The following is a 25,065-nucleotide window of genomic DNA, read 5'->3' on the forward strand; positions in this document are numbered from 1 at the left end:
TAAACTTCAACATCAAAACTAAAATAAAATTTTAAAAGAGAATGTAAATTGGGATTCTCTATTTTTTATTTAAATCAAAAAATTTTCATTTACATAAAGATTATATTAATTCTCTATTCCCTATTTGTTCTATTGCATCTTTTTCTTTCTTCTCTTGTATATCCTTTTCAAATCCCTTAATATTAACTACTCTGGTACTTGACCATTTATCATGCCAACCTAGATAACCTAGAAAAGAAAGTTGATCAAAAGGAATTATTCGTAAAATATTTCTTAAAGCCAACACTTTCGACGTCGGAGTTTGACCGTTTTCGTAGACTACTTTAGTTTTGGTTAAAAACTTCCCTATACTTTGTCCTTTAAATATCACTTCTTGAGCAATCATAAATAAGATGTAAAAAAACATAGTAATCAACCTATCCAATAAACTGTTTTCTTCCATGTAACTAAAAAAATTTTCAGCAATTCCTAAAATCCATATAAAAGAAAAAAACGTAACGATAAAAACATAGTAGATAATTAAATCTATTATATAATTTATAAAACGAACACCTTTTGAAGCTAAATTATATTCTACTTCGCTATAATATTCCATCTAATTAGTTTAGCAACAAAAGTAAAAAATTCTCCTAATTATAAAAATTTATTATAATATATATTATCAATCCTTTTCATTTAGCCTAAACAAATGATCATTTTTTAAATAATTAAAAATGTAAAAATATATAGACGAACTATATTTTATACTTTATTTTTTATAATTTAATATCATCATAATCTAATAATGTTTTATGTACCTTTGTATGAGGTAAATTTAAATATGAAAATAGAAGACCTTATTAAAAAGAAGATATTGGTATTAGATGGCGCTATGGGAACCATGATTCAGCAATATAAATTTCAAGAAAAAGAATATCGTGGAGAAAGGTTTAAAGATTGGAAGACCGATTTAAAAGGAAATAATGATCTTTTATCAATTACTCAGCCAAAAGTTATTCAGAACATTCATTTGGAATATTTTGAGTCTGGAGCAGATATAGTTGAAACAAATACTTTTAATGCGAATCGTATATCTATGTCCGATTATGGAATGCAAGATCTAGTAAAGGAACTCAATTCAGCATCTGTAAGTGTAGCTAAACAAGCTAGAGATGAATATTGGGCAAAATATGGAAAAAAACCTTTATTTATTGCCGGATCTTTGGGACCTACTTCTAAAACCGCCTCTATTTCTCCAGATGTTAATGATCCTGCATATCGTGAAGTCGATTTTGATTTTTTAGCTGAAATATATAAAGAACAAGCAATATCTCTTATTAAATCCGGAGCAGATATTCTTTTAGTAGAGACTATTTTCGATACATTAAATGCTAAAGCTGCTTTTTTTGGAATTGAAGAAGCTTTTGACGAAACTGGAAAAAGTCTTCCTTTAATGGCTTCAGGAACTATAACAGATGCTGCCGGAAGAACTTTATCAGGGCAAACTACTGAAGCATTTCTAATTTCACTTTCTCATCTTCCTCTTTTATCTATAGGTCTAAATTGTGCTTTAGGTGCAGAACAATTATTACAATATCTGGAAATATTAGCTAAAAAATCTATTTTTTATATTAGTGCACATCCTAATGCTGGTCTTCCTAATCCTTTAGGTGGCTATGATGAAACTCCGGAAATGATGGCTGAAAAAATAAAAGTTTATTTAGAGAACAATTTAGTTAATATTATAGGTGGATGTTGTGGAACTAGTCCGGCACATATTAAACTATTTGCAGAATTAGCCGCTCAATACCCTCCACGTCAAATACCAAATTAAAATTCTCATTAAATTTTATTCTAAATTAAAAAAATGTAAAATTTAATATGTTATAAAATCAATAAAAAAGTCGGAAGATAACTTCCGACTTCTTATATTAGTATTTATTTATTATTTTACTTCAATTTGCTTAGGTGCTATTTCTGTTTTTTCTTTTTTTGGTAGGGTTAATTTAAGTACCCCGTCTTTATATGAAGCATCAATTTTAGCTGCATCTATATTTGCATCATCAATAGTAAAACTCCTACTAAAGCTAGATTGCATATATTCTACCCTATGTGATTTTTTATCTTTATTTTCTATTTTTTTATCATAACTAATAGTCAAAAGCCCATTTTCTAAATTAACTTTAAAATCATTTTTTTCGAGTCCTGGTGCATATAAATCAACTTCAAAATTATCATTGTCTTCTGTAATATTTACTGGTGGAAATTTAATTTCTGGCTTATTCCAACCGGTTGATGTACTAAATAATTCATCTAATAAACTACTTAATCCTTTGTTTTCTGTTTTTATAATATCTGTTGCCATGATTTAATTATTTTTTTAAATTACATTTACTTATTTTTCAAAATATATACCAATATAAAATAAAAAAAAGGAGATACATCTAATAATTTGAAAATCAAAACACTACAATTAACATTAAAATTACACACACATTAAAAAGCGACTTTTTGTCTTATTTTTTTATAAAATAAATATAAATACGTCATATTGACTTATTTTTTAAATGTTTTTTTAATAGATTTTCTTACATTTGTTAGCTTATAAGAAATTATATATATTTTAATTAGTTTTTATGGAATTTATTCAGTATCTCATAGATTTTGTCATTCATATTAATGTTCATTTAGATGAATTAATGAGTAACTATGGCAATTGGGTATATGCAATTCTTTTCTTGATCATTTTTTGTGAAACCGGTCTGGTTGTAACACCTTTTTTACCAGGAGATTCTTTATTATTTTCTGCAGGAGCATTAGCTGCATCTAGTGATCAGCTTAGTATATATATACTTGCCCTACTTTTTGTTTTTGCTGCTATTATTGGAGATACCGTAAATTTTGAAATCGGAAAATATTTCGGTCATAAGCTTTTTAATAATCCTAATTCTAAAATATTTAAACAAAGCTACCTTCAAAAAACTCATGAATTTTATGCAAAACATGGTGGCAAAACTATTATTCTTGCACGATTTGTACCTATTGTAAGAACATTTGCCCCTTTTGTAGCCGGTATGGGGCGTATGAGTTATAAGTATTTCATTTCTTATAATATTATAGGTGGCATTGTTTGGGTTTTCATTTTCTTATTTCTCGGATATTTAGTAGGAAATAATGATTGGGTTAAAAATCACCTTCCTATATTGATGGTTATCATAATTGTTGTATCTATTCTTCCCGGAATTATAGAAGTTGCCAGAAATAAATGGGTAAATAAAAAAAATTAGAACTAAAATATTTTTTATAAAAAAGAACCCTTATTTTCAAAGACTTTATTTAATTTATTACACTACAAAATTGAACAAATTCTTCCATAGTCGGTAATTTGGTTTATATTTTCAGATTCGATTTATTATAATATCAAAAATAAATATGAATCAAAATATTCAGACATAACAAAATTATTACCTTCTTTTTTCAATTAATTTGTTTTTTTATAGCTTAATATAGCTCCAATATTTATCAAAATAGCAAAAATAATAATCACATATAAATGTGTAGAAATATCCAAAAGTGTACTTCCTTTCATATAAACCATTCTCATCACTTCAATAAAATAACGTACGGGATTAAATATGGTAATTATTTGTGCCCACTTTGGCATGCTACTAATAGGAGTATATAATCCGCTTAATAGAAAAAATATAACCAATAGAAAAAATAGAAGAAAAATAGCTTGTTGCTGAGTGTTTGAATAGTTTGATATAATTACCCCAAATCCGGTAAATGCAATCAAATAAAAAAAAGCAAAAATATAAATAACCATAAAATGTCCTAAAGGTAATAAACCATAAATCAACCAGCTAATAAACATACCTAGGGTAAGAATGACTAAGCCCATGACCCAAAAAGGAATTAGCTTTCCTAATATGAAAATTAATTTGGGGATAGGGGTTACATTAATTTGATCAATAGTTCCTGTTTCTTTTTCTTTTACAATATTTAAAGAGGATAATGCACCCCCTACGATACTTACAAGCATCACAAGAATACCCGGAACCATAAAATTTTGATAATTCATTTCTGTATTATATTGAAAATACGGTTTACTTACTATTTGTACAAAAGTTTTTTCCTGTTGAATTAATTCCTTATTATATCCAGACAAAATTTGTCCTAAATAAGAAGATCCTAAACCTGCCTTTTGGCCATTTACAGCATTCACAGACAACATTACCTCTGATTTATGTTCATTAATAAAATCATTTTCAAAATTGTGCGGGATCTCTAATATTAAATCAGCCTGATTCCTTTCCACTGCTTTTAATGCTTCAGTATATGAAGTTGAATAATCTGCTAATTTAAAATAGCCGGAAGATATCACTTTTTGTATCAGTTTTTGTGAAGCCATGCTATGATCATTATCTATTATACTTAATAATATATTTTTCTGTTCAAATGTTGCTGCCCATGGTAATATTAATAATTGGAAAATAGGCATAAAAAAAATCATTCTCAATATTATTTTATTTCTAAATACCTGAATAAATTCTTTTTGTAGTAAAAACTTTAAAATTTTCATAATCTGTTTTTAAACATTCTAACACTTATTGTTAACAAAAAAATTGTCATTCCTACAAGAATTAAACACTCTTTCCAAATAGAAAAAAATCCTAATCCTTTTATCATCACATCTTTAACGGCTGATATAAACCAATAGGCAGGCAAAATATTAGAAATAATTCTAAGAATTATCGGCATATTTTCTACGGGAAAAATCAATCCTGAAAGTAATAAAGTAGGTAATAACAATCCCATAGAGGAGATAATCATAGCTGCTTGTTGTGTTTGAGTGACTGAAGAAATTAAAAGACCTAATGACAAAGTGGAAAGTATGAAGATTGTACATAAAAAGAATAGAAGGAATAAATTACCCGCTATGGGAACCTCTAAAACATAAACGGATAATATTAAAATTGAAAATACATCTATTATTGATATTAAAAAATAGGGAACTACTTTAGCTAAGATTATGCTAATCGGTTTTAAAGGAGAAACTAATAAAATTTCCATAGTCCCCTCTTCTTTTTCTTTAACAATAGAAACAGAGGTCATCATAGTACATATCAACATAAAAACCAATCCCATAATTCCGGGCACAAAATTATAAGAACTTTTTAACTGGGGGTTATACAACATTTTGACTTGACTTTTTATCACATAAGAACTATTACCATCTTGATTTATTGACTGTTGTTGGTATTGTGCAATAATTTGTTGTATGTAATTAACTATAGTTGTTGCTTCATTAGGGTCTGAGGCATCTGCAATAAGCTGTATTTCGGTTTTTCCTGAATGATAAATATCTCTTCCAAATTCCTGAGGGATAACGATTGCTAATTTTGTTTTTCCTAAGCGAAAAAAATTTTGAATTTCTTCTTGTTTGGTAAGATAACCCTTTAAATTGAAATATTTACTTGCATTTACTTGAGCAATAAGTTGTGCTGATTCTATTGTTTTAGAATTATCTAAAACTACAACGGAAGTATTATTTATTTCTGTAGTTATAGCAAATCCAAAAATCATTAACTGCGCTATAGGCATCATTAAAAGCATAAACAAGGTTCGGATATCTCGCGTAATATGGTAAAACTCTTTCTTTATAAAACTTATGAGCTGATTCATGCTTTTTTCTTATTTTTCTGCTTGTGTTCTAATAATAATAGTTTATTCTCTTTTTGCTCCTCTTGCCAGTAATTGGAACACTTCGTCCATAGTAGTTGCATTATATTTTTTACGCAAACCTGCCGGAGTATCTAAGGCTTGAATCCGTCCATCTACCATAATGGATACTCGGTTACAATATTCAGCTTCATCCATATAATGGGTAGTTACAAAAATAGTTATCCCGTTATTGGAGGCATGATAAATCATTTCCCAAAATGTACGTCGTGCTATAGGATCTACCCCTCCGGTAGGCTCATCCAGAAATACGATTTCAGGAGAATGAAATGTAGACACAGCAAAAGATACTTTTTGTTTTATACCTAAGGGTAAAGATTTTACCAAAATATCTTTTTCTGCTTCCAGCGAAAGTTCTTTTAGCAACTGTTCTGTTTTTATCTTAATATTTTTAGTATTCATTCCATAAATACCACCAAATAAACGCATATTTTCTTTTATTGTTAAATCTTCATATAAAGAGAATTTTTGGCTCATATATCCAATATTCTTTTTAATTTTATCCGATTCTTTGTAAATATCATATCCGGCAACCCTCCCTTCTCCGGATGTGGGCTTTAATAATCCGCAAAGCATTCTCATTGCAGTTGTTTTTCCTGCGCCATTTGCTCCTAAAAAACCAAAGATTTCTCCTTTGAAAACTTCAAAACTTATATGGTCTACAGCTAAAAAATTACCAAATTTTTTGGTTATATTTTTAGTTTCTATTGCCTTCATTTCTATTCATTAAATAAATAAAACAATCTTCAATTCCGGGTTCAATTTCATGTATTTCTACACCGGATATATTAATCTTTTCTGTTTTGAAGTTAACATGTAAATACTCTCCAAAAATATAACAACTAGATATTTCTTCTCTTTTTCGTAGATTTTCAAGCAACTGATAATTATTATCCGATTTTATAGCATAGAGTTTATCAGGGTATTGTTTTGTAATTTTTATGGGAGTATTAACTGAAAGTATTTCTCCTGATTGCATCAAGGCTATCCTATCACACAAACCAGCTTCATCCATGTAAGGAGTAGATACCATAATGGTTATGTTTTGTTGTTTAAGACGAGTTAACATATCCCAAAATTCTTTCCTAGAAACAGGATCTACTCCTGTAGTGGGTTCATCTAAAAATAAAACTGAAGGTTTATGAATCAAAGAACAGCATAATGCCAGTTTTTGTTTCATTCCTCCTGATAAATTTCCTGCTTTTCTTTTTTTAAAAGGTTCTATTTGTACATATATATCTTTTATCAAATCATAATTTTCTTCAATGGTGGTATTAAATACATGCGCAAAAAAATTAAGATTTTCTTCAATACTTAAATCTTGATAAAGCGAAAATTTCCCGGGCATATATCCTACCCTACTACGTATCTCTCTAAACTCATTTACTACATCAAATCCTTCCACAGTGGCTGTTCCTTGGTCAGGTATTAATAAAGTAGTTAAAATTCTGAAAAGAGAAGTTTTACCTGCTCCATCTGGACCTATTAATCCAAATATTTCCCCTTTATTTATTTCCAGATTAATATCTTTCAATGCATTTACAACTTTTTTACCTAAATAATTTTTGGATATATTTTTAACAGAAATCACATTCATATTTTTACTTTATAATTAGATTTTCTCAAATGATGATTGATGATTCTATACTTATCTGAAATCTACATCTCCATACATCCCTATTTTAATAAGACCATCTGTATTTTTTACTTCAATTTTTACAGCATAAACTAAATTTTGTCTTTCTTCTTGAGTCTGAATTGTTTTGGGAGTAAATTCTGCTTTATTAGATATCCAAGTGATTTTTCCCGGATACGATTTTTGCTTGTCTTTTGAAACATTAATATAGACTGTTACTTTTTGTCCAATTTTAACTTTCTCCAACTGTTCGGAAACAATATAAGCTCTTAAAAATAAATTTTTAGTATCGGCTATTTTATATAAAGCTTTACCCTGGGTTACTATTTCTTTTTCTTCTACATATTTATTTAATACTGTCCCTTGAATGGGATTAATAATTTTACACTTTTTTAGCTGGTCTTCTATCTGTGCAATCTGTACATCATTAGTATTGGTTTCTTCATTTAAACCATTTACAGAAGTTGAGAGTGAATTTATTTGACCATTGAGAGATTTTTTGAGCACTTCTATTTCTGAATTGGCATCATCTAGCTGTTTTTGAGTGGCTGCATTGTCTTGTAACAATCTTTGTATTCTTCTTTTTTCAAATTCTGCTTTCGCTATTTGTTCCTTTATAGACGAAACTTGTACGGAAATATCCGGACGTTTTACCTGAATCGCTTTATGATTTGCTAATAATTGTTTCTTTTTTAGATACAATTGCACACTATCTACATATCCTATTACCTGATCTTTAGCAAGGACGGTTCCTTCTGTTAATTGAAAAGATTCCAATTTTCCATTGGTTTCCGAAGAAACTATAACTTCTGTGGCTTCAAAAGTTCCTGAAGCATCGTGAGCAAATTTATTTCGATTACACGAAAACAAAATCAAAAATGTGCCTATGCTTAAAACTAACTGTTTCATATTATTAATTTCCTTGTATATTTTTATAATTGTAGATACTTTGCAAAAATTGCATTTCATGTAATGACTGGGTCACCCTTGCTTGATTTTCAGCATTTATATCTCCAATCAAATCATTCATTTTATATATTCCATTTTTATATTTACTCTCTCCTGCTTTTTTTACCCGATTCCTGAGGGATATAATTTCTTCATCCTTTTTCATAAGCTTCTCATATTTCAATATTTCATTTTGAATCTGGGTTAATTGAACATTTGTGTCAAATAAGAAGGTTTCTCTTTGTACATCTACAGCATTTCTATCGATTTCCAACAATTTATATTCATTTTTTTTAGTATATAAATTCCCGAAATTCCAGCTTAAGCGAATTCCCCCCATAGCATAAGTTTTAAAATCAGATTCCAACATATTTAAACCCGGCCTACCTACTCCACCTTGAGCAAATAGAGAAAACTTAGGCATATTTTTAGCTTTAATTGCACTCTCCTGTACTTTATACAAAGAATATTGCTTATCATACATTCTAAGTTCCGGCCGATTTATTTCTTCTTGTATACTTAAATTTTTATCCGGGATTTGCAAATGAGTGGTTTCATTCAATTCTTCATGAACAAATAAAGAAAGCATTTTTATGTAAGCACTTCGTAAAGTTGTCAATTCTATTTTATTCTGTTCTGTATCTAATAATTCTACTTTTATCAAGTCCAAATCAGAAACCATAGCCACTCCGTTTTTAAGCATAGCAATTACTAAATTATAATTACTTTGTAAATCAGAAGTTAAAACATCTAGTTGCTTTAATTGTTTATCTATTGTAAGAATTCCAAAATATAACTGATTTACTTTTTCTCTTATGGTATATAAATTTACTTCTGTCTTTTCTTTTTCTAATGCGGAACTTGCTTTGGTTATTTCGGACTGAGATCGGGTGGCTCCTCCATCCCAAATTAACTGAGAAACATCCAATGTAATTTTATACTGATCTTTATTCATTTCAGGAACGTTTATTCCAGGAACTTTTACGGGAATTTTTGTCACCTGAGTTTGATAAGAAGCTTGTCCGTTTAGTGAAACCTGTGGCAGATAATTCTTAATCAGATTATCCAGATTATAATTTTCTGAAAGAGAAATCAGCCTATATTGTTTAATTAGGGGATAATTATCTTTTGCCTTTTCCTGACATTCTTCTAAGTTTATTTCCGAAACCTGTGAAAACAAGAGACAGGGGAACAAACATATCCACAAAAAAATATACGTTTTTGTATTATTCATAGATTTATTATTCATCTAACTTCAACATTGATTTCAACCAAATAGGGACTAAAATAATACGATCTTTTATAAAATTTACATATTCTTTATCTTCCATTTTATAAACATTTTTAAGGAATGGTTGCCCTAGTATGGGAAAAATAGATAAAGAAACCATATTTATAAAAAATTGTATTGAACTAAATTTCAATCCCTTTTTATCTATTTGCTCTTGAATTTGTTTGAACATATAGCTTTCCTTTAAAAAACCGTCTGAAGCACCAACTCTATCAAATAGTTGCTGAGGATTTGCCTGTAATTCGCTAAATATAAAAATCGGAAGATGCGGATTTTTAGATATCCCTTCAATATATCTATTTACTCCGGCATCAATTTTTTCAGACAACGTGGTGTTTTTATTGTTGATAATATTTTCAATATAAGTAAGCATTTCCTTCACACTTTCATGCATTATTATATCAAACAATTTCTTTTTACTTCTATAATAATAATTAAGTAAAGCCAAATTAATTCCGGCCTCTTCAGCAATATCACGTGTTCTAGTCAGTCCATATCCTTTTTGTTGAAAAACTCTTTTTGCTGCTTCTTTTATTTTTTCTTCTGTTGATATATTTCCTTCTTTTTCCATATTCATTTTTTACTTTTCAAATTTATTTACCTATTACTTGCAATTGTATTGCATTATTCCCAGCATTTTATAAAAGCAAAGTTAATTAATAATTTGATTTAAACAAATGATTAAATTATAATTTTAATTTTTTTGATTAAAACATTAAATAAACTAAATTTATATTTTTGAATTATGTTAAACTATTTTAATAGCCTAGGTATTTTAAATCACGAAGAAATCTCTAGTATTATATAAAAAATTTATTTTCGAAATTTAAAAAAGGGAGAATTATTTATTAAAGAAAGAGAAATTAGCTTAGAACTAGCTTGGATTAAGAAAGGAATTATACAATCTTTCTACACATCTGAAAAGGAGAATGAATTTACTTATGGCATCTAGTTTAAAAATTCCTTAATTATTGCTTTATCTTCGAATATCTTTTGTAAACCTACTCCTATAAATTTAGAAACAATCAGTAATTTTGAATTAGAAGTAGTAAAAAAAATAGGACTTGATTATGAATAACAATATCAATTTCTTGAAAATATAAAAATGCTTATTGAACAATAATATATTAAACTCGAAAAAAGGGTCTTTTCTTTTCAAAAAGAAAATCAGTAGAACGGTATATTGAACTTCTTAGAAAACAGCCTAATTATATACAACAAATTCCTTTACAATTTTTAGCCTTTTTTTAGGAATATCCGTTGGACACTTAAGCCGAATAAGAAAATATTTTTTATAGACATTTGTCCTATTCATTAAATATATTGTCTCCTATTTTTGTGATAATTTTTTAAATATAATTAACATATTGTTAGTAATATTTATTTTTAATAAAAGAATACACCTAATTATTAATTCTGAGAAATAATGGATTTATATATAATTAATAAATAAGCTGAATTTACATTTTTCTTTTAAAAATAAAAATATGAAAAAATCTCTTTTATATCGATGACAATAATAATTTTATTTTGATATAACTTAGCAATATTCCTTCATATAAATATAAAAAAATGAAAAATATACTTATAATTAATGGACATCCGAATAAAACAAGTTTAAATTTCGCATTAGCCGAAGCCTATTATAAAGGAGCTAAAAAATCAGGAGCACAGGTACAATTAATTCATATAAGAGACTTAAAATTTGATCCTAATTTGGCTTACGGATATCAAAAACGAATGGATTGGGAACCGGATTTAATAAAAACGTGGGATGCAATAAAAAAGGCAGACCACTTAGTATGGATTCACCCTGTATGGTGGGGAGGATTTCCTGCTATAATGAAAGGTTTTATAGATCGTGTCTTTCTTCCCGGTGTAACTTTTCAATACATAGAAAACTCAATACATGTTGATAAATATTTAAAAAGCAAATCTGCTCGTATTATTACAACACTTGATCAACCCGGATGGTTTTACCATTTATTTTATGGAAAACCCAGTATTAACCAATTGAAAAAAATAATTTTGAAATTTTGCGGAGTAAGCCCTATTAAAGTAACTTTTATAGAATTTGTAAAAAAATCTAACCATCTTAAGAGAGAAAAATGGTTACAGAAAATTTATAATTTAGGAGTAAAACAAAAATAATAGATTTTTAAAATATTACTAAAAATAATGATTGAACTAATTTTAGAAAAATTGAAAATAAAATATAAAATTCGTAATTAAATACCTCCAAATAATCATTATACAAATTTTAAAATTATATCTTAATGTTGAGATGAAAAAAATAAAATCAATTAAAAATGATAAAATAAATAATTAAAACACTAATTTATTATTTGTAATTATTATTTTTATTTTTTTTTTGAATAATAACCATTTGTCTTTAGTTTTTTAGCATAAAACTAAACAATATAAGAATATAAAGTTATAAAAGTTAAATTTTGTTATTTCATTGGATTTAATGTAAATTTGCCTGACAAATAGTAAAGAATGAAAGAATTCAGTAAAGAAGTCTATATCAACTGGTTTGAAAATATGACAAAATGGAGAAGGTTTGAAGAAAAAGCACGCTCCCTATACTTAAAAGATAAAATCAGAGGTTTTTTACATTTATATAATGGACAAGAAGCAATTCCTGCAGGATTTACACATGCAATGGACATGTCTAAAGATAAAATAATAACCTCTTACAGATGTCATGCGCATGCTTTAGCAATGGGGGTTACTCCCGAGGCTGCTATGTCTGAATTATGCGGAAAAGCTACAGGTACATCCAAAGGATTGGGAGGATCTATGCACTTGTTTAGTAAAGAACATAATGTTTATGGTGGCCATGGTATAGTCGGTGGGCATATTCCTCTGGCTGCTGGTATTGCTTTTGCTGACAAATATTTTGAACGCGATGGAGTAACCATATGTTATATGGGAGATGGAGCAGTAAGACAGGGAACATTTCATGAAACTTTTAATATGGCTATGAACTGGAAACTTCCTGTAGTTTTCGTTTGCGAAAATAATCAATATGCCATGGGTACCTCTGTCAAAAGAACAACTAATAATCTAGATATATATCAATTGGGATTAGGATATGAAATGCCTTGTGCTCCGGTTGATGGAATGGATCCTGAAAAAGTTGCTGAAGCTGCATTTGAAGCTATAGAAAGAGCACGTAGAGGTGACGGTCCAACCTTCTTAGAAGTTAGAACATACCGTTTCAGAGGACACTCAATGTCCGATGCAGAACCTTACAGAACCAAACAAGAAGTAGAAGATCATAAAAAAGAAGATCCTATTCTAATTGTAAAACATAGAATTATCTCTAATAATTGGGCAACAGAAGAGGAACTTGATGAAATAGATAAAAACACTAAAGAGTATATGAACAAGGTAGGAGATTTTGCTGAAAATGCACCCTATCCTGAAGAAGAAGAAATTTACAATTGTATATATTCAGAACCTAATTACCCTTTTTTAGATAAATTAGAAAATTAATACCATTTAAAATCAATTAAGAAATCAATATGGCTGAAATTATTAATATGCCTCGTCTAAGTGACACCATGACTGATGGAAAGGTATCAAAGTGGAATGTCAAAGTAGGGGATACAATAAAAGAAGGAGATATCTTGGCAGAAATTGAAACAGATAAAGCTGTTCAGGATTTTGAATACGACGGAGAAAACGGTGTTCTGCTATATCAGGGAATAAAAGAAGGGGAATCTGCTCCTGTAGATTCACTTTTAGCTATTATCGGAAAAGAGGGAGAAGACATAAGCTCTTTTATCAATGGAACTTCAAACACAACAAGTCATTCGGGAAATAATACCCCCGAAGATAAAAAAGAATCAGTCACTGAAACCTCTCAAACTGCAAAGATCCCAGATAATGTAGATGTAATTACAGTTCCTCGTCTTAGTGATACTATGACAGAAGGAAAAGTTTCCAAATGGAATGTGAAGATAGGTGATACTATCAATGAAGGAGATATTTTAGCTGAAATAGAAACAGATAAAGCTGTTCAGGATTTTGAATATGATGGTAACGGAGGAACTTTACTTTATCAAGGAGTTAAGGAAGGTGAATCTGCACCCATTGATTCCCTTTTAGCAATTATAGGGCCTGCCGGCACCGACATAAGTGCTATTGTTTCAGGAACGGGCATTAATACTACTTCTAAAACCGTTGAATCTGCCCCTAAAGAAGAAAAAAATCAAGAAGAAAAAACAGAAGTATCTTCTTCAATTGTAAATTCTTTAAATCATAGAATATTAGCCTCTCCTTTAGCTAAAAAAGTAGCTAAAGATAAGGGAATTGACTTAGCACAAGTTAAAGGTAGTGGAGACAATGGAAGAATTATTAGAAAAGATGTTGAAAGTTTCACTCCACCTTCAGGAGCTTCAAACAAAACTGTAACTTCTGTAACATCATCTCCTTCAGTTCCAATTAAACCTCAAATAACTCCGGGAGTAGATTCTGAAACAGAAAATTCTTCTATGAGAAATGCTATTGCAAAAAGTTTAAGCAATAGTTTATTTACGGCTCCTCATTACAACTTAGTATTTGAAATAAATATGGATAAAGCCATAGAAGCTAGAAAAGCCATAAATAGCCTACCAGATACGAAGGTTTCTTTTAATGATATTGTAATAAAAGCAGTAGCTATCGCATTAAGAAAGCATCCTCAGATAAATAGTTCCTGGGCAAATACGAAAATTATCCATCATGGAAATATTAATATAGGAGTTGCCGTAGCTGTTGAAGATGGCTTAGTAGTACCTGTAATAAAAAATACAGATTACCTGTCATTAACCCAAATTTCTGCACATGTTAAGGATTTAGCCGGAAGAGCCAGAGATAAAAAATTAAAAGCTAACGAAATGGATGGATCAACTTTTACCATTTCAAATTTAGGTATGTACGGAGTAGAATCGTTTAATTCTATTATTAATCAACCTAATTCCTGCATTCTATCTGTAGGTGCCATCATTCAAAAACCTGTAGTAAAAGACGGTCAAATAGTTGTAGGTAACTTAATGCAAATATCTTTAGCTTGCGATCATAGAGTAGTAGATGGAGCTACTGGAGCTCAGTTTCTACAAACCCTTAAGGTTTATTTAGAGAACCCAGTTTCTTTATTAGCATAAAAAATAAAATTTATAAAATTCAAACACTTGGTAGCGATAGTTACCAAGTGTTTTTGTATTTTTAAAAAAAATTTATAATGAGAACTGACCTTACTTTAACTATGATAAAACCTGATGCAACCTTAAGAGGATTAACTGGTACAATTCTTAAAGAAATTACAGATGCTAAATTCTCTATTGTGGCATTAAAACTAATCCAACTTACCTCCTATGAAGCCCAAAAATTTTATGCTATACACCAAGGAAAACCTTTTTTTAATGAGCTTGTCGAATTTATGACTTCTGCTCCAATTGTAGCTGCTGTTTTAAAAAAAGAAAATGCAGTAGAAGATTTTAGACAATTAATTGGAGCTACAAATCCAGAAAATGCTTTAGAGGGAACTATTAGAAAAAAATATGCCGAATCTCTTCAAAGAAACTCTATACATGGTTCAGACAGCAATGAAAATGCATGGATAGAATCTCATTTTCATTTTTCCGATAAAGAGATTTATGATTTTTTATAACTATAATTTATATAATACATAAATTACTATTCCTTTAAACAACTAAAAATGATTAAAAACTTAACTTTAACATATAACGAATATTCTGATTGGAATAAAGTTCCTAAAGAAAATTTGAATTTAATTCAAAAAGCAAAAGAAGCTAGAGAATTTGCTTATGCAAAATATTCGGAATTTAAAGTAGGTGCTGCTATATTATTAGATAACGGAATTGTTATAACCGGAAACAATCAGGAAAATGCTGCATATCCCAGTGGTTTATGTGCAGAAAGAACCGCTATTTTCTATGCAATTGCCAACTACCCTACTGCTACTATTGTAAAAATGGCAGTAGTTGCTGGAAAAAATGTTGAAAATTCTGAAGTTGTTGCTCCTTGTGGTGCATGTAGACAGGTCCTTTTGGAATATGAAAATCGGCAAAATAAACCTATCGAATTTATGTTTACCGGAATGCAAGGAAGGGTAATTAGCTTTTCTCGTTGTTCTGATTTACTTCCTTTCTGTTTTGATGGTAGTTTATTATAATTTATGAGTATTTAATTTTTTTTTTGTTGCAATAATTTTTCATTTAACTGAAGTTTAATTGATTTATATGTATATTTTATTCATATTTGTCTCTTAATTAAGCACCTTTACAGGGGTATAACTATTATTTATATTTTTATGAAAGTTACCGAACATATTGAAAAAGCTAAAGGTAAAACTTTATTTTCTTTTGAAATACTTCCTCCTAAAAAAGGAGATAACCTTCAAACCATTTTTTCCAATATAGATCCTTTAATGGAATTCAATCCCCCATTTATTGATGTAACTTATCATCGTGAAGAATATGAATATAAAGAACTATCTAATGGACTCCTTGAAAAAATAATAATCCGAAAACGTCCGGGCACTGTAGGCATTTGTGCAGCTTTACAACTTAAATATAAGGTAGATGCTGTGCCTCATCTTATTTGTGGAGGTTTTTCTAAAGAAGATACAGAAGATATTTTAATTGATTTAAATTTTTTGGGGATAGATAATGTATTGGTTTTAAGAGGTGATGCTATTAAAAGTGAAGGGATTTTCAGACCTCATCCTAATGGTTATAAATATGCCAATGAATTAGTTGAACATGTAACTGCTATGAATAAAGGAAAATATTTACATGATGAATATGCTTCTGGAGCTACAAACTTCTGCATAGGAGTAGCAGGATATCCGGAAAAACATTTTGAATGCCCAAATCTAGATACAGATTTACACTATTTAAAAAAGAAAATAAATGCAGGTGCCAAGTATATCGTTACTCAACTATTTTATAATAATCAAAAATATTTTGATTTTGTAGATAAATGCAGGAATATAGGAATAACAGTTCCGATTATTCCGGGAATCAAACCTATTTCCATTAAAAATCATTTAACTGTGCTCCCGAATGTTTTCCATATAGATATGCCCCAAGATCTAGTTTTAGAGGTAGAAAAATGCAAAAATAATAAAGAGGTTTATGAAGTGGGCATTGAATGGTCAATACAACAATGTAAAGAATTAATGAAGCATAATGTTCCTGTACTTCATTTTTATTCTATGGGAAGATCTAAAAATATTTTAAAAATCGCAAAAGAATTATTTTAAATGCAAAAAATAAAATTAAAAGGTCTAAAAGTTTATGCTTATCATGGTTGCATGGAAGAGGAGGCTAAGATAGGTTCTTACTACTTAGTTAACCTTACTATATGGCTAAAGTTAAAAAAAGCAGGAAAATCAGATCATCTTGAAGACACCATTAATTATGGTGAATTAAGCCAAATCATCAAAGATCAAATGGCTATTCGGTCTCATTTACTGGAAAATGTAGCTCTTCGTATACTTTCCCAAATAAAGAAACAATTTCATAAAATAAAAAAAGCAAAAGTATCCGTATCAAAGGTTAATCCTCCGGTAAATGCAGATATTAACCATGTAAAAGTAAGTTTCAAGAAGAAATTTTAATTGAAATTTTAGTTTAATCCAAAAAAAATTGTAGATTTGCAATCTCAAAAAAGAGGGCTTTGTGGCCGAGTGGCTAGGCAGAGGTCTGCAAAACCTTGTACAGCGGTTCGAATCCGCTCGAAGCCTCAATGAAAAACCATCTCAATAGAGATGGTTTTTTAAGTTTTCATTAATTCCTTTATAAGGTCTCTGGTACTAAAAGCCATATTATCTATAACAGACAGAAATGTCGTAACCATGGGATAATAATCTATAAATTCCAGATCTTCTATTTTACACAAAAAAATGATTCATAATAATTAAAAATTTGTTTCTATCCTTTTCCCAATACTGAATATAATTTTGCATTATGTATAAAAACTTCCTCTAAATAATTATCTATTAGATGTATAACTCCAAACTTAAGAAACCCGTCTTGGACCAATTCACACTCATATTCCTCTAATTTTGAATATACTTTATATTTTTCTTGATAATCACTATAATATAATTCATTTGGATTATCATCTTTATGACCTACAATCTGGCTAATCATGTCAGGCATTGAAAATAAAAATGTTTTAAAGTTTTGCCATAACCTGTCATTATCAATATTTATTTCATCCAGATTATTAAAGCCTATCAATCCCACAAATTGTTGTTACTCATAAATACAATATTGAATCTGCTGAGTATATAATTTTTGCACATATATTCGCATAAATGAGATATCTTAAATTGCATCAACAAAAGATAGCCATTTTCTCAAATAACTCTTTTCCCTGTTTATAGTTGTATAAATATTAGAAACATCTTTTAATGATATTAGGCATAAAAAAATTCTTATGTATATGCATCATATTATTTCTTATAAAACTTTATAATGCTATATTATCTAACAATCATTAGATATAATAAATATGGTATTCCTTTTTAAAAAATTATAAATTTTCGATTACTATAGCACTAGCTCCACCTCCTCCATTACAAATAGCTGCTGCTCCATATTTTGCGTTATTTTGTTTTAAAATATTAATGAGAGTTACTATAATCCTTGATCCACTGTTTCCTAACGGATGCCCTAGTGATACTGCTCCACCATTTACATTAACTTTCTCTGTATTTATATTCAGAATTTTAGCATTAGCTAATCCTACTACTGAAAAGGCTTCATTAAATTCAAAATAGTCTATTTCTTCTATGGAAAGGTTCGCTTTTTTTAGCGCTACAGGTAATGCTTTAGATGGGGCTATAGTAAATTTTTCAGGTTCACAGGAAGCATCTCCATAACCTATTATCTTAGCCAAAGGTTTTATCCCTAATTCTTTTGCTTTTTCAGCAGACATAAGTACTAAAGCAGAGGCACCATCATTCAGAGTAGAGGCATTCGCTGCCGTAACGGTACCTTCTTTTTGGAAAACAGGGGATAATTGTTTCAGCTTATCAAAATTCACATTTTTATATTCTTCATCTTCTGAAATAATTATAGGGTCTTTTTTTCTTTGAGGAACCTTAACCGAGACTATTTCCTCTTTGAATTTTCCGGATTCCCAAGCTTTCTTTGATCGTATATATGAGTTAATTGCAAATTCATCCTGCTCATCTCTTGATATATTATATTCTACAGCACAAACTTCTGCACATACTCCCATATGTTTCTGATCATATACATTGGTTAGACCATCCTTTACCAAACCATCTATTAATTTTTGATCTCCAAATTTATTTCCTGTCCTTCCAGAAGATAGATAATAAGGTACTTGAGACATAGATTCCATTCCTCCTGCTATTACAATTTCATTATCACCTGCCAAAATAGTTTGTGTCCCTATAATTACAGCTTTCATTCCTGAAGCACACACTTTATTTATAGTAGTACAAGGTACTGTATCCGGAATTCCTGATCCTAATGAAGCCTGTTTTGCCGGAGCCTGTCCCTCATTTGCCTGTAAAACATTACCCAAAAATACTTCTTCAATTAATGAAGGATCTAAATTTATTTTATCTATCGCTCCTCTAATAGCAATTGCCCCTAATTGTGTAGCAGGAATTGTTGATAGATTTCCTAAGAAACTCCCTATTGGGGTTCTTACAGCCGATACTATAACTATCTCTTTACTCATTATTATAATTAGCTTTGTTATTATATAGGTAAATGTATTAAAATTTAAATAAACGTAAATAACAATATTATTACGAATAAAAGCAAAATATGTTAATTATCCATATCAATTACAAGAGTGTTTGTTTTAGGCTGTGCTACACAGGTTAGTATTTTTTTATTTTTAATATCTTCTTCTGTTAACACTAAGTTTTCACCTAAAATGACTTCCCCTTGCACCCGGGAACATTGACAAGAACCGCATACACCGCCTTTACATGAATATGGAGCATTTATTCCATTGACTAAAAGAGCATCCAATAATGATGACCCATTATTGATCCAATTCATAGTTTGAGTTTTCCCCTCGTATGTAAACGTAACTTTGACTTCTTTCACTGTAGATCTTTGAATTTTATCATCATGAAAAACTTTCTCTACAGGTTCATATAATTCATAATGAATATTTTTCTTAGGTATCCCGTAAGAATAAATGACATTTGCTAAATTTATAATCATATCCTTCGGCCCACAAATTAATGCTTCATCAACTTCATCCCAATCTACAATTTGATTAATAATTAAATCTACCTTATGTCCATCTAATTTTCCTTTAAAAAATTTATCTTCAGTTTCTTGTTGAGAATAAAAATAATGTAGAAAAAAATTTTGAGAATATTTTTTTTGTAATTCTTCTAATTCTTCTTTAAACATTACTTCTTTTTCATTGGAATTCCCATAAAACAAAAAGAAATTTACCCCTTTTTCATTATATAATGTATCTTTTACGATACTCATAAGCGGAGTTATTCCGCTACCAGCAGAAAATGCTACTAAAGTCCTTTTTTCATTTGGTCGAGACGGAATACCAAATGTTCCCATAGGAGGAGAAACTGATATTTTATCACCAGCTTTTATGTTATTTTGAACATATTCTGATATAAATGCTGTTTTAGTTTTTTTTATGGCAACAGAAATATATTTTTCATAAGTAGCAGTACAAATAGAATATTCCCTTTCTACTTTTTGCCCATCAATTAAAAACTGAAAACGAATAAATTGACCAGGTTTCCATTTAAATATAGATATCAATTCTGTCGGTATGAATAAATCTACTTTAATACTTTTAGTAGTTAATTGTTCTACATTCTTTACAGTTAAAGAATAAAAATTCATGATTTTTTACTTTTTTTATCGGCATAAAATTAATGGTTTTTAAAGTAAAAAGTATCTGCTTTGTTGTTATTTAAAATGAATTTTTTCCTGCAACAAAAACAAAAAAATATGAAAAAATATCTTTTATAGAAATAATATAACCTTCATTTTATTGAACTACATATATACCATAACAAAATTTCAAAAAATATTTTTATTAATATAACTATTGATTCTTATCAACAATAATTAAGAATATAAAAAATAATAAATTTATCTTTAAAATAACTTTAGAAACCTGTTTAAATACGTATCAGTTTATTATTAATAAAATAATAAGTAATAACTTTACAGACATACTTTCGGATTTTATTATGGAAAAATCTTTACAGCGAACAAATATTACATTTACAATTTTGTCATTATTGGCAATATCCCATATGTTCAATGATACATTACAATCTATAATTCCGGCTATTTATCCTTTATTAAAAAACTCATTGGCCCTGACATTTACTCAAGTCGGATTAATAAATCTTGTTTATCAAATGTCATCTTCTATATTTCAACCCATAATCGGATTAATTACGGATAAAAAACCTCAACCCTATTCTTTACCAGTAGGCATGACTTTAAGCATGATAGGAATTATCTCTTTAGCCTTTGCTTCAGATTTTTTTTATACATTAATAGCTGTATTTTTTATTGGTTTAGGATCTTCTATATTCCATCCGGAAGCTTCTCGGCTTGCTTATTTGGCATCTGGAGGAAAATATGGGTTAGCTCAATCTATTTTTCAGGTAGGAGGAAATTTCGGGAGCTCTATTGGACCGTTAATTGCTTTATGGATCATTACGCCTTATGGTCAAAAAAACATAAGTTGGTTAGCTATTATCGCTTTAATTGCGATTGGAGTTATGCTGATTATAAACAAATGGTATAAAGTCAATATATATCGATTAAAATCAAGAAATACAGTCATAAAAAAAAATTCTGATAATACAGAAACAAATTCCAACAATATTCCTAAATCTAAAGTAATAATTGCTATTGTAATTTTGCTAATACTGGTTTTTTCTAAATACGTATATATGACAAGCCTTACCAGTTATTATACTTTTTACCTTATTAATAAATTCAATATAAGCATTCACGATGCACAGTTATACTTATTCGCTTTTTTATTTGCAATTGCCGCAGGTACAATTATTGGCGGACCTGTAGGAGACCGAATCGGAAGAAAATATGTAATCTGGTTTTCTATTCTCGGGACAGCTCCGTTTGCTCTTATGATGCCCTATGCAAATCTTATGTGGACTTGTATTTTAAGCATAATTATAGGATTAATATTGTCATCTGCTTTTTCGGCTATACTTATTTATGCCCAAGAGCTTGTTCCAGGTAAAGTAGGACTCATAGGAGGGCTGTTTTTTGGTTTAGCTTTTGGAATTGCAGGAATAGCGTCAGCTATTTTAGGAAGAATCGCCGACCATACAGGCATTCAATATGTATATAGTATATGTTCATTTCTACCCTTATTAGGATTGGCCGCTAGTTTTTTACCTAATACTAAAAAAAGAAAATCTTAAAAGAATAAATATTATCATAAAATCACTAATAATCCTTCCATAAAAAACTATAAAAATATCTTCAACATTACCTATAAATAAATTACCAATCAAAATCGGAAACTATCATATATTCATTTTTACTTGAATTGTAATGAAAGTAGATATGCTGCAGTCCATTTGTCAATAAAATATAGGTCGCTTTAACATTTATATTATACCTAGCAGCTTGTTCAAATGTTTTCCGGGAAATTTGGATTTCCGGAGCTTTACATTCTACCAAAACCCAAGGATCTGATTTCTTATATAGTAATATGTCTAAACGTTTAATCTGTCTATTTAATTCTATTTTTTTTTCTATCACAAAAGCAGAGTCAGGTGTGTTTTTTTCACTTTTAATAAAACGAACAATATGTTGACGTACCCATTCTTCTGGAGTGAGAATCAACCATTTTTTTCTAACTTCGTCAAAAATATACCAAAAAGAATTTTTCTCTTTAATTTCAAAATCATATTTTTCGGGAAAATTTAAAATCGGTAGTTCCATTATTCTGGGTTATGAAAGAATACAATAATTTGGTCAAAGATATTAAAAACAAAAAGTTTTTACCTATTTATTTTCTGGAAGGTGAAGAGCCTTTTTATATTGATAAAATAAGTAATTTACTTGAAGAAAATGTATTAAATGAAGATGAAAAGGCTTTTAATCAGAATATTATTTATGGAACGGAATCGGATTTGGATCAAATCATTTCCTTGTCAAAACAATTCCCTATGGGTGCAGAAAGGCAGCTTCTTATCATAAAAGAAGCCAAAGGATTAGCTTTTGATAAATCTGAAGCCTTTGCAAATTATGTAAAAAAACCTCAGCCTTCTACCATTTTAGCCATTAATTTTAAATATAAATCATTAGACAAAAGAAAATCACTTACTAAATTATTGACTAAACAAGGATATATTTTTTCCAGTGAAAAATTATATGATAATCAAGTTCCTGCCTGGATAGGCAGCCTCTGTCAATCTTTAGGATTAGAAATTGATGAAAAATCCAAAGCTTTATTATCCGAATTTTTAGGTACAGACCTTTCCCGTATTGACAATGAGATTCATAAACTAAAACTAATTATAGGAGAAGCAAAAAAAATTACCCCGGAAATTATTGAACGGAATATTGGTATTAGTAAAGAGTATAATAATTTTGAATTACGTAAAGCTATTGTAGAAAAAAATAGTACGCAAGCTTATAAAATTGTAGATTATTTTGAAAAAAACCCAAAAGCAAATCCTATTGTAGTTACATTTGGTACGTTAATTAGCCTATTCAGCAATATATTAATCGTTCATACACTTTCTATAAAAACCCCTCAGAATATTGCTAAAGAACTACGCATCAATCCATTTTTTGCAAACGAATACCTTACAGCTATTAAAAATTATTCTTTAAAAAAAACTACTGCCTGCATTGCCTACTTGCGAGATGCCGATATGAAATCTAAAGGAGTAAATGTGTCTTCCCTAGCTACAAATAAAGATATTCTTATGGAAATGCTTTATAAAATTCTACACTAAAATTCAAAATACTACAGCAAATTTTAATTTTATGATTTATTGTGTTTAAATTATTCAATTTAATATAAAGAATAAGTTACCTTTAGCTTTTATTTTTATAGTTTTTAAAATTATTTAATAACTATAAAATTCAAGATATACCTGTGTTTTTTATAATATTTTTACCATATATACCTTGCTATAATAGTTAAAAATGTAAAAAACAATATCTATTATTACAAAATATATAAATTTCAAAAAATATCCAGATAATTACTTTTCTCTTAAAATAATTATTATATTTTAAAATAAAATTATCAAATTCCTAAAAATAAAATTATTTTTTGAAAAATCATTAATTTCATGTTTTTTTTAATATATTTTTAGGATTCTAATATTTTTTTTATTTAAATTTGTATAAATAATTACAAGTATAAGAATGATTCAATTTCACTTACATCATCATCATTTACAAACTTACACATTCAGGTAAGGTAGATGATTTTGTATGTGATTTACAAAATAAAATTAAAAAACCGCCTGAGTCTTCTGGCGGTTTTTTAATTTATGATTACTTGGGGCACAAAAAAATAAATATGAGTAAACTGAAAATTGCTATTCAAAAAAGCGGACGATTGAGCGAAAAATCGTTAGAATTATTACAAGAGTGTGGAATAAAAATATCCAATGGAAATCAAAAATTAAAAACAGTTTCATCTAATTTCCCTATTGAAATCTTATTTCTTCGAGATGATGATATTCCTCAATACGTTGAACAAAATGTTGCAGATATTGGAATCTTAGGCGAAAATGAAGTTTGGGAAAAGAATCGAAAAGTAGAAACTATAAGAAAAGTAGGGTTTGGAAATTGCCGTCTAGCATTAGCTATACCAAAAGATGAAATATATACCGGAATTTCTTATTTCAACAATAAAAAAATAGCAACCAGTTACCCTAAAATATTAACTAAATTTTGCCAAGAAAATCATTTAAATGTAGAGATTGAAGAAATTAGTGGCAGCGTTGAAATTGCCCCGGGAATAGGGCTGGCAAATTGTATATTTGATATTGTAAGCACTGGAAGCACCCTTTTAATGAACGGATTAAAAGAAGTAGAAACAGTAGCTAACAGCGAAGCGGTACTAATTAAATCACATAACCTTTCTGGAGAAAAACAAAAAATTCTTGATAAGTTGTTGTTCAGAATTCAATCGGTAATCTATTCTCATGAGAATAAATATATATTATTAAATGCCCCTAATGAAAAAGTAAAAGATATTATTTCCCTTTTACCGGGAATGAAAAGCCCTACCGTTCTTCCTTTAGCGGAAAATGGATGGAGCAGTATTCATTCTGTTATTAAAGAAGATGAATTTTGGGACATTATAGATCTTTTGAAGGAAATGGGGGCTCAAGGTATTTTAGTCGTCCCAATAGAAAAAATGATTCTATAATAAATTTAAATTACCCCCATATGTGTTTTTT

At 29.0% G+C, this 25,065-nt stretch carries 25 protein-coding genes and 1 tRNA gene; 13 read left to right on the forward strand and 13 right to left on the reverse strand.

From position 1 onward, the window contains the following. Positions 1 to 100: 100 nt before the first annotated feature. Positions 101 to 595: an RDD family protein gene (locus C4S77_RS01030; protein ID WP_105245399.1), complete on the reverse strand. Its 495-nt coding sequence runs from the start codon at positions 593 to 595 to the stop codon at positions 101 to 103. Between the two features lie 225 nt (positions 596 to 820). Between C4S77_RS01030 and C4S77_RS01035 the strand changes: the two genes are divergently transcribed. Next, positions 821 to 1,813, forward strand: a complete 993-nt coding sequence (locus tag C4S77_RS01035) for a homocysteine S-methyltransferase family protein (RefSeq protein WP_105245683.1) — start codon at positions 821 to 823, stop codon at positions 1,811 to 1,813. Between the two features lie 111 nt (positions 1,814 to 1,924). On the opposite strand, the gene C4S77_RS01040 is transcribed toward C4S77_RS01035, so the two are convergent. After that, positions 1,925 to 2,344 carry an Hsp20/alpha crystallin family protein gene (locus C4S77_RS01040; RefSeq protein ID WP_105245401.1) on the reverse strand — a complete coding sequence of 140 codons (420 nt, stop codon included), beginning with the start codon at positions 2,342 to 2,344 and terminating at the stop codon, positions 1,925 to 1,927. Between the two features lie 271 nt (positions 2,345 to 2,615). On the opposite strand from C4S77_RS01040, the gene C4S77_RS01045 reads away from it, so the two are divergent. After that, complete coding sequence (locus C4S77_RS01045) at positions 2,616 to 3,266, forward strand: DedA family protein (RefSeq protein WP_105245403.1); 651 nt, start codon at positions 2,616 to 2,618, stop codon at positions 3,264 to 3,266. 194 nt (positions 3,267 to 3,460) lie between these two features. On the opposite strand, the gene C4S77_RS01050 is transcribed toward C4S77_RS01045, so the two are convergent. The 7 genes from C4S77_RS01050 to C4S77_RS01080 form a co-directional block, all read right to left on the reverse strand. Then, positions 3,461 to 4,561: an ABC transporter permease gene (locus tag C4S77_RS01050; protein WP_181042768.1), complete on the reverse strand. Its 1,101-nt coding sequence runs from the start codon at positions 4,559 to 4,561 to the stop codon at positions 3,461 to 3,463. Further along, positions 4,558 to 5,664, reverse strand: a complete 1,107-nt coding sequence (locus C4S77_RS01055) for an ABC transporter permease (protein ID WP_105245405.1) — start codon at positions 5,662 to 5,664, stop codon at positions 4,558 to 4,560. The genes C4S77_RS01050 and C4S77_RS01055 overlap by 4 nt, the downstream gene beginning before the upstream one ends. A gap of 42 nt (positions 5,665 to 5,706) precedes the next feature. Next, on the reverse strand, positions 5,707 to 6,438 hold the full coding sequence (locus tag C4S77_RS01060; RefSeq protein WP_105245407.1) for an ABC transporter ATP-binding protein: 732 nt from the start codon (positions 6,436 to 6,438) through the stop codon (positions 5,707 to 5,709). Beyond that, a complete protein-coding gene (locus C4S77_RS01065) occupies positions 6,419 to 7,318 on the reverse strand; it encodes an ABC transporter ATP-binding protein (protein WP_105245409.1) in 900 nt (299 codons plus the stop codon). The genes C4S77_RS01060 and C4S77_RS01065 overlap by 20 nt, the downstream gene beginning before the upstream one ends. Before the next feature lie 51 nt (positions 7,319 to 7,369). Next, on the reverse strand, positions 7,370 to 8,266 hold the full coding sequence (locus C4S77_RS01070) for an HlyD family secretion protein (RefSeq protein WP_105245687.1): 897 nt from the start codon (positions 8,264 to 8,266) through the stop codon (positions 7,370 to 7,372). Positions 8,267 to 8,270: 4 nt separating this feature from the next. Further along, positions 8,271 to 9,485, reverse strand: coding sequence for a TolC family protein (locus tag C4S77_RS01075; RefSeq protein ID WP_221405044.1), 1,215 nt, complete (start codon positions 9,483 to 9,485; stop codon positions 8,271 to 8,273). Between the two features lie 61 nt (positions 9,486 to 9,546). Beyond that, positions 9,547 to 10,173, reverse strand: a complete 627-nt coding sequence (locus C4S77_RS01080; RefSeq protein WP_221405012.1) for a TetR/AcrR family transcriptional regulator — start codon at positions 10,171 to 10,173, stop codon at positions 9,547 to 9,549. A 995-nt stretch (positions 10,174 to 11,168) separates the two neighbouring features. Between C4S77_RS01080 and C4S77_RS01085 the strand changes: the two genes are divergently transcribed. The 8 genes from C4S77_RS01085 to C4S77_RS01120 all read left to right on the forward strand — a co-directional run bounded on the left by C4S77_RS01085 (position 11,169) and on the right by C4S77_RS01120 (position 17,355). Continuing rightward, positions 11,169 to 11,747, forward strand: a complete 579-nt coding sequence (locus C4S77_RS01085; RefSeq protein WP_105245411.1) for an NAD(P)H-dependent oxidoreductase — start codon at positions 11,169 to 11,171, stop codon at positions 11,745 to 11,747. Positions 11,748 to 12,095: 348 nt separating this feature from the next. Next, positions 12,096 to 13,097 (forward strand): pyruvate dehydrogenase (acetyl-transferring) E1 component subunit alpha, encoded by a 1,002-nt coding sequence (gene pdhA / locus C4S77_RS01090; protein ID WP_105245413.1) that lies wholly within the window; start codon positions 12,096 to 12,098, stop codon positions 13,095 to 13,097. A gap of 29 nt (positions 13,098 to 13,126) precedes the next feature. Then, complete coding sequence (locus C4S77_RS01095) at positions 13,127 to 14,749, forward strand: 2-oxo acid dehydrogenase subunit E2 (RefSeq protein WP_105245415.1); 1,623 nt, start codon at positions 13,127 to 13,129, stop codon at positions 14,747 to 14,749. Positions 14,750 to 14,826: 77 nt separating this feature from the next. After that, on the forward strand, positions 14,827 to 15,255 hold the full coding sequence (gene ndk, locus C4S77_RS01100) for a nucleoside-diphosphate kinase (RefSeq protein WP_105245417.1): 429 nt from the start codon (positions 14,827 to 14,829) through the stop codon (positions 15,253 to 15,255). Between the two features lie 48 nt (positions 15,256 to 15,303). After that, the gene (gene cdd, locus C4S77_RS01105) at positions 15,304 to 15,780 is read left to right on the forward strand and encodes a cytidine deaminase (protein WP_105245419.1); all 477 of its coding nucleotides are present in this window, start codon (positions 15,304 to 15,306) and stop codon (positions 15,778 to 15,780) included. A 138-nt stretch (positions 15,781 to 15,918) separates the two neighbouring features. Beyond that, positions 15,919 to 16,872: a methylenetetrahydrofolate reductase [NAD(P)H] gene (gene metF, locus C4S77_RS01110; protein WP_105245421.1), complete on the forward strand. Its 954-nt coding sequence runs from the start codon at positions 15,919 to 15,921 to the stop codon at positions 16,870 to 16,872. Continuing rightward, positions 16,873 to 17,229, forward strand: a complete 357-nt coding sequence (gene folB, locus C4S77_RS01115) for a dihydroneopterin aldolase (protein WP_105245422.1) — start codon at positions 16,873 to 16,875, stop codon at positions 17,227 to 17,229. Positions 17,230 to 17,284: 55 nt separating this feature from the next. Continuing rightward, positions 17,285 to 17,355: transfer RNA gene (locus tag C4S77_RS01120), tRNA-Cys, on the forward strand. A 187-nt stretch (positions 17,356 to 17,542) separates the two neighbouring features. Here C4S77_RS01120 and C4S77_RS01125 read toward each other — a convergent pair. The 3 genes from C4S77_RS01125 to C4S77_RS01135 form a co-directional block, all read right to left on the reverse strand. Then, positions 17,543 to 17,860: a hypothetical protein gene (locus C4S77_RS01125; protein WP_146106004.1), complete on the reverse strand. Its 318-nt coding sequence runs from the start codon at positions 17,858 to 17,860 to the stop codon at positions 17,543 to 17,545. Positions 17,861 to 18,149: 289 nt separating this feature from the next. Next, the gene (locus C4S77_RS01130; RefSeq protein WP_105245426.1) at positions 18,150 to 19,331 is read right to left on the reverse strand and encodes an acetyl-CoA C-acyltransferase; all 1,182 of its coding nucleotides are present in this window, start codon (positions 19,329 to 19,331) and stop codon (positions 18,150 to 18,152) included. A 92-nt stretch (positions 19,332 to 19,423) separates the two neighbouring features. Next, positions 19,424 to 20,485: a 2Fe-2S iron-sulfur cluster-binding protein gene (locus C4S77_RS01135; RefSeq protein WP_105245428.1), complete on the reverse strand. Its 1,062-nt coding sequence runs from the start codon at positions 20,483 to 20,485 to the stop codon at positions 19,424 to 19,426. A gap of 353 nt (positions 20,486 to 20,838) precedes the next feature. Here C4S77_RS01135 and C4S77_RS01140 point away from each other — a divergent pair, with 353 nt between their 5' ends. Beyond that, positions 20,839 to 22,053 carry an MFS transporter gene (locus tag C4S77_RS01140; protein WP_105245430.1) on the forward strand — a complete coding sequence of 405 codons (1,215 nt, stop codon included), beginning with the start codon at positions 20,839 to 20,841 and terminating at the stop codon, positions 22,051 to 22,053. 82 nt (positions 22,054 to 22,135) lie between these two features. Here C4S77_RS01140 and C4S77_RS01145 read toward each other — a convergent pair whose 3' ends face one another. Beyond that, positions 22,136 to 22,579, reverse strand: coding sequence for a type I restriction enzyme HsdR N-terminal domain-containing protein (locus C4S77_RS01145; RefSeq protein ID WP_105194340.1), 444 nt, complete (start codon positions 22,577 to 22,579; stop codon positions 22,136 to 22,138). 11 nt (positions 22,580 to 22,590) lie between these two features. On the opposite strand from C4S77_RS01145, the gene holA reads away from it, so the two are divergent. Continuing rightward, positions 22,591 to 23,601, forward strand: coding sequence for a DNA polymerase III subunit delta (holA, locus tag C4S77_RS01150; protein WP_105245432.1), 1,011 nt, complete (start codon positions 22,591 to 22,593; stop codon positions 23,599 to 23,601). A gap of 575 nt (positions 23,602 to 24,176) precedes the next feature. Beyond that, positions 24,177 to 25,034 carry an ATP phosphoribosyltransferase gene (hisG, locus tag C4S77_RS01155; protein WP_105245434.1) on the forward strand — a complete coding sequence of 286 codons (858 nt, stop codon included), beginning with the start codon at positions 24,177 to 24,179 and terminating at the stop codon, positions 25,032 to 25,034. Positions 25,035 to 25,065 lie beyond the last annotated feature (31 nt).

The sequence above is a fragment of the Apibacter adventoris genome, assembly GCF_002964975.1.
In the GTDB taxonomy this organism is placed as follows: domain Bacteria; phylum Bacteroidota; class Bacteroidia; order Flavobacteriales; family Weeksellaceae; genus Apibacter; species Apibacter adventoris.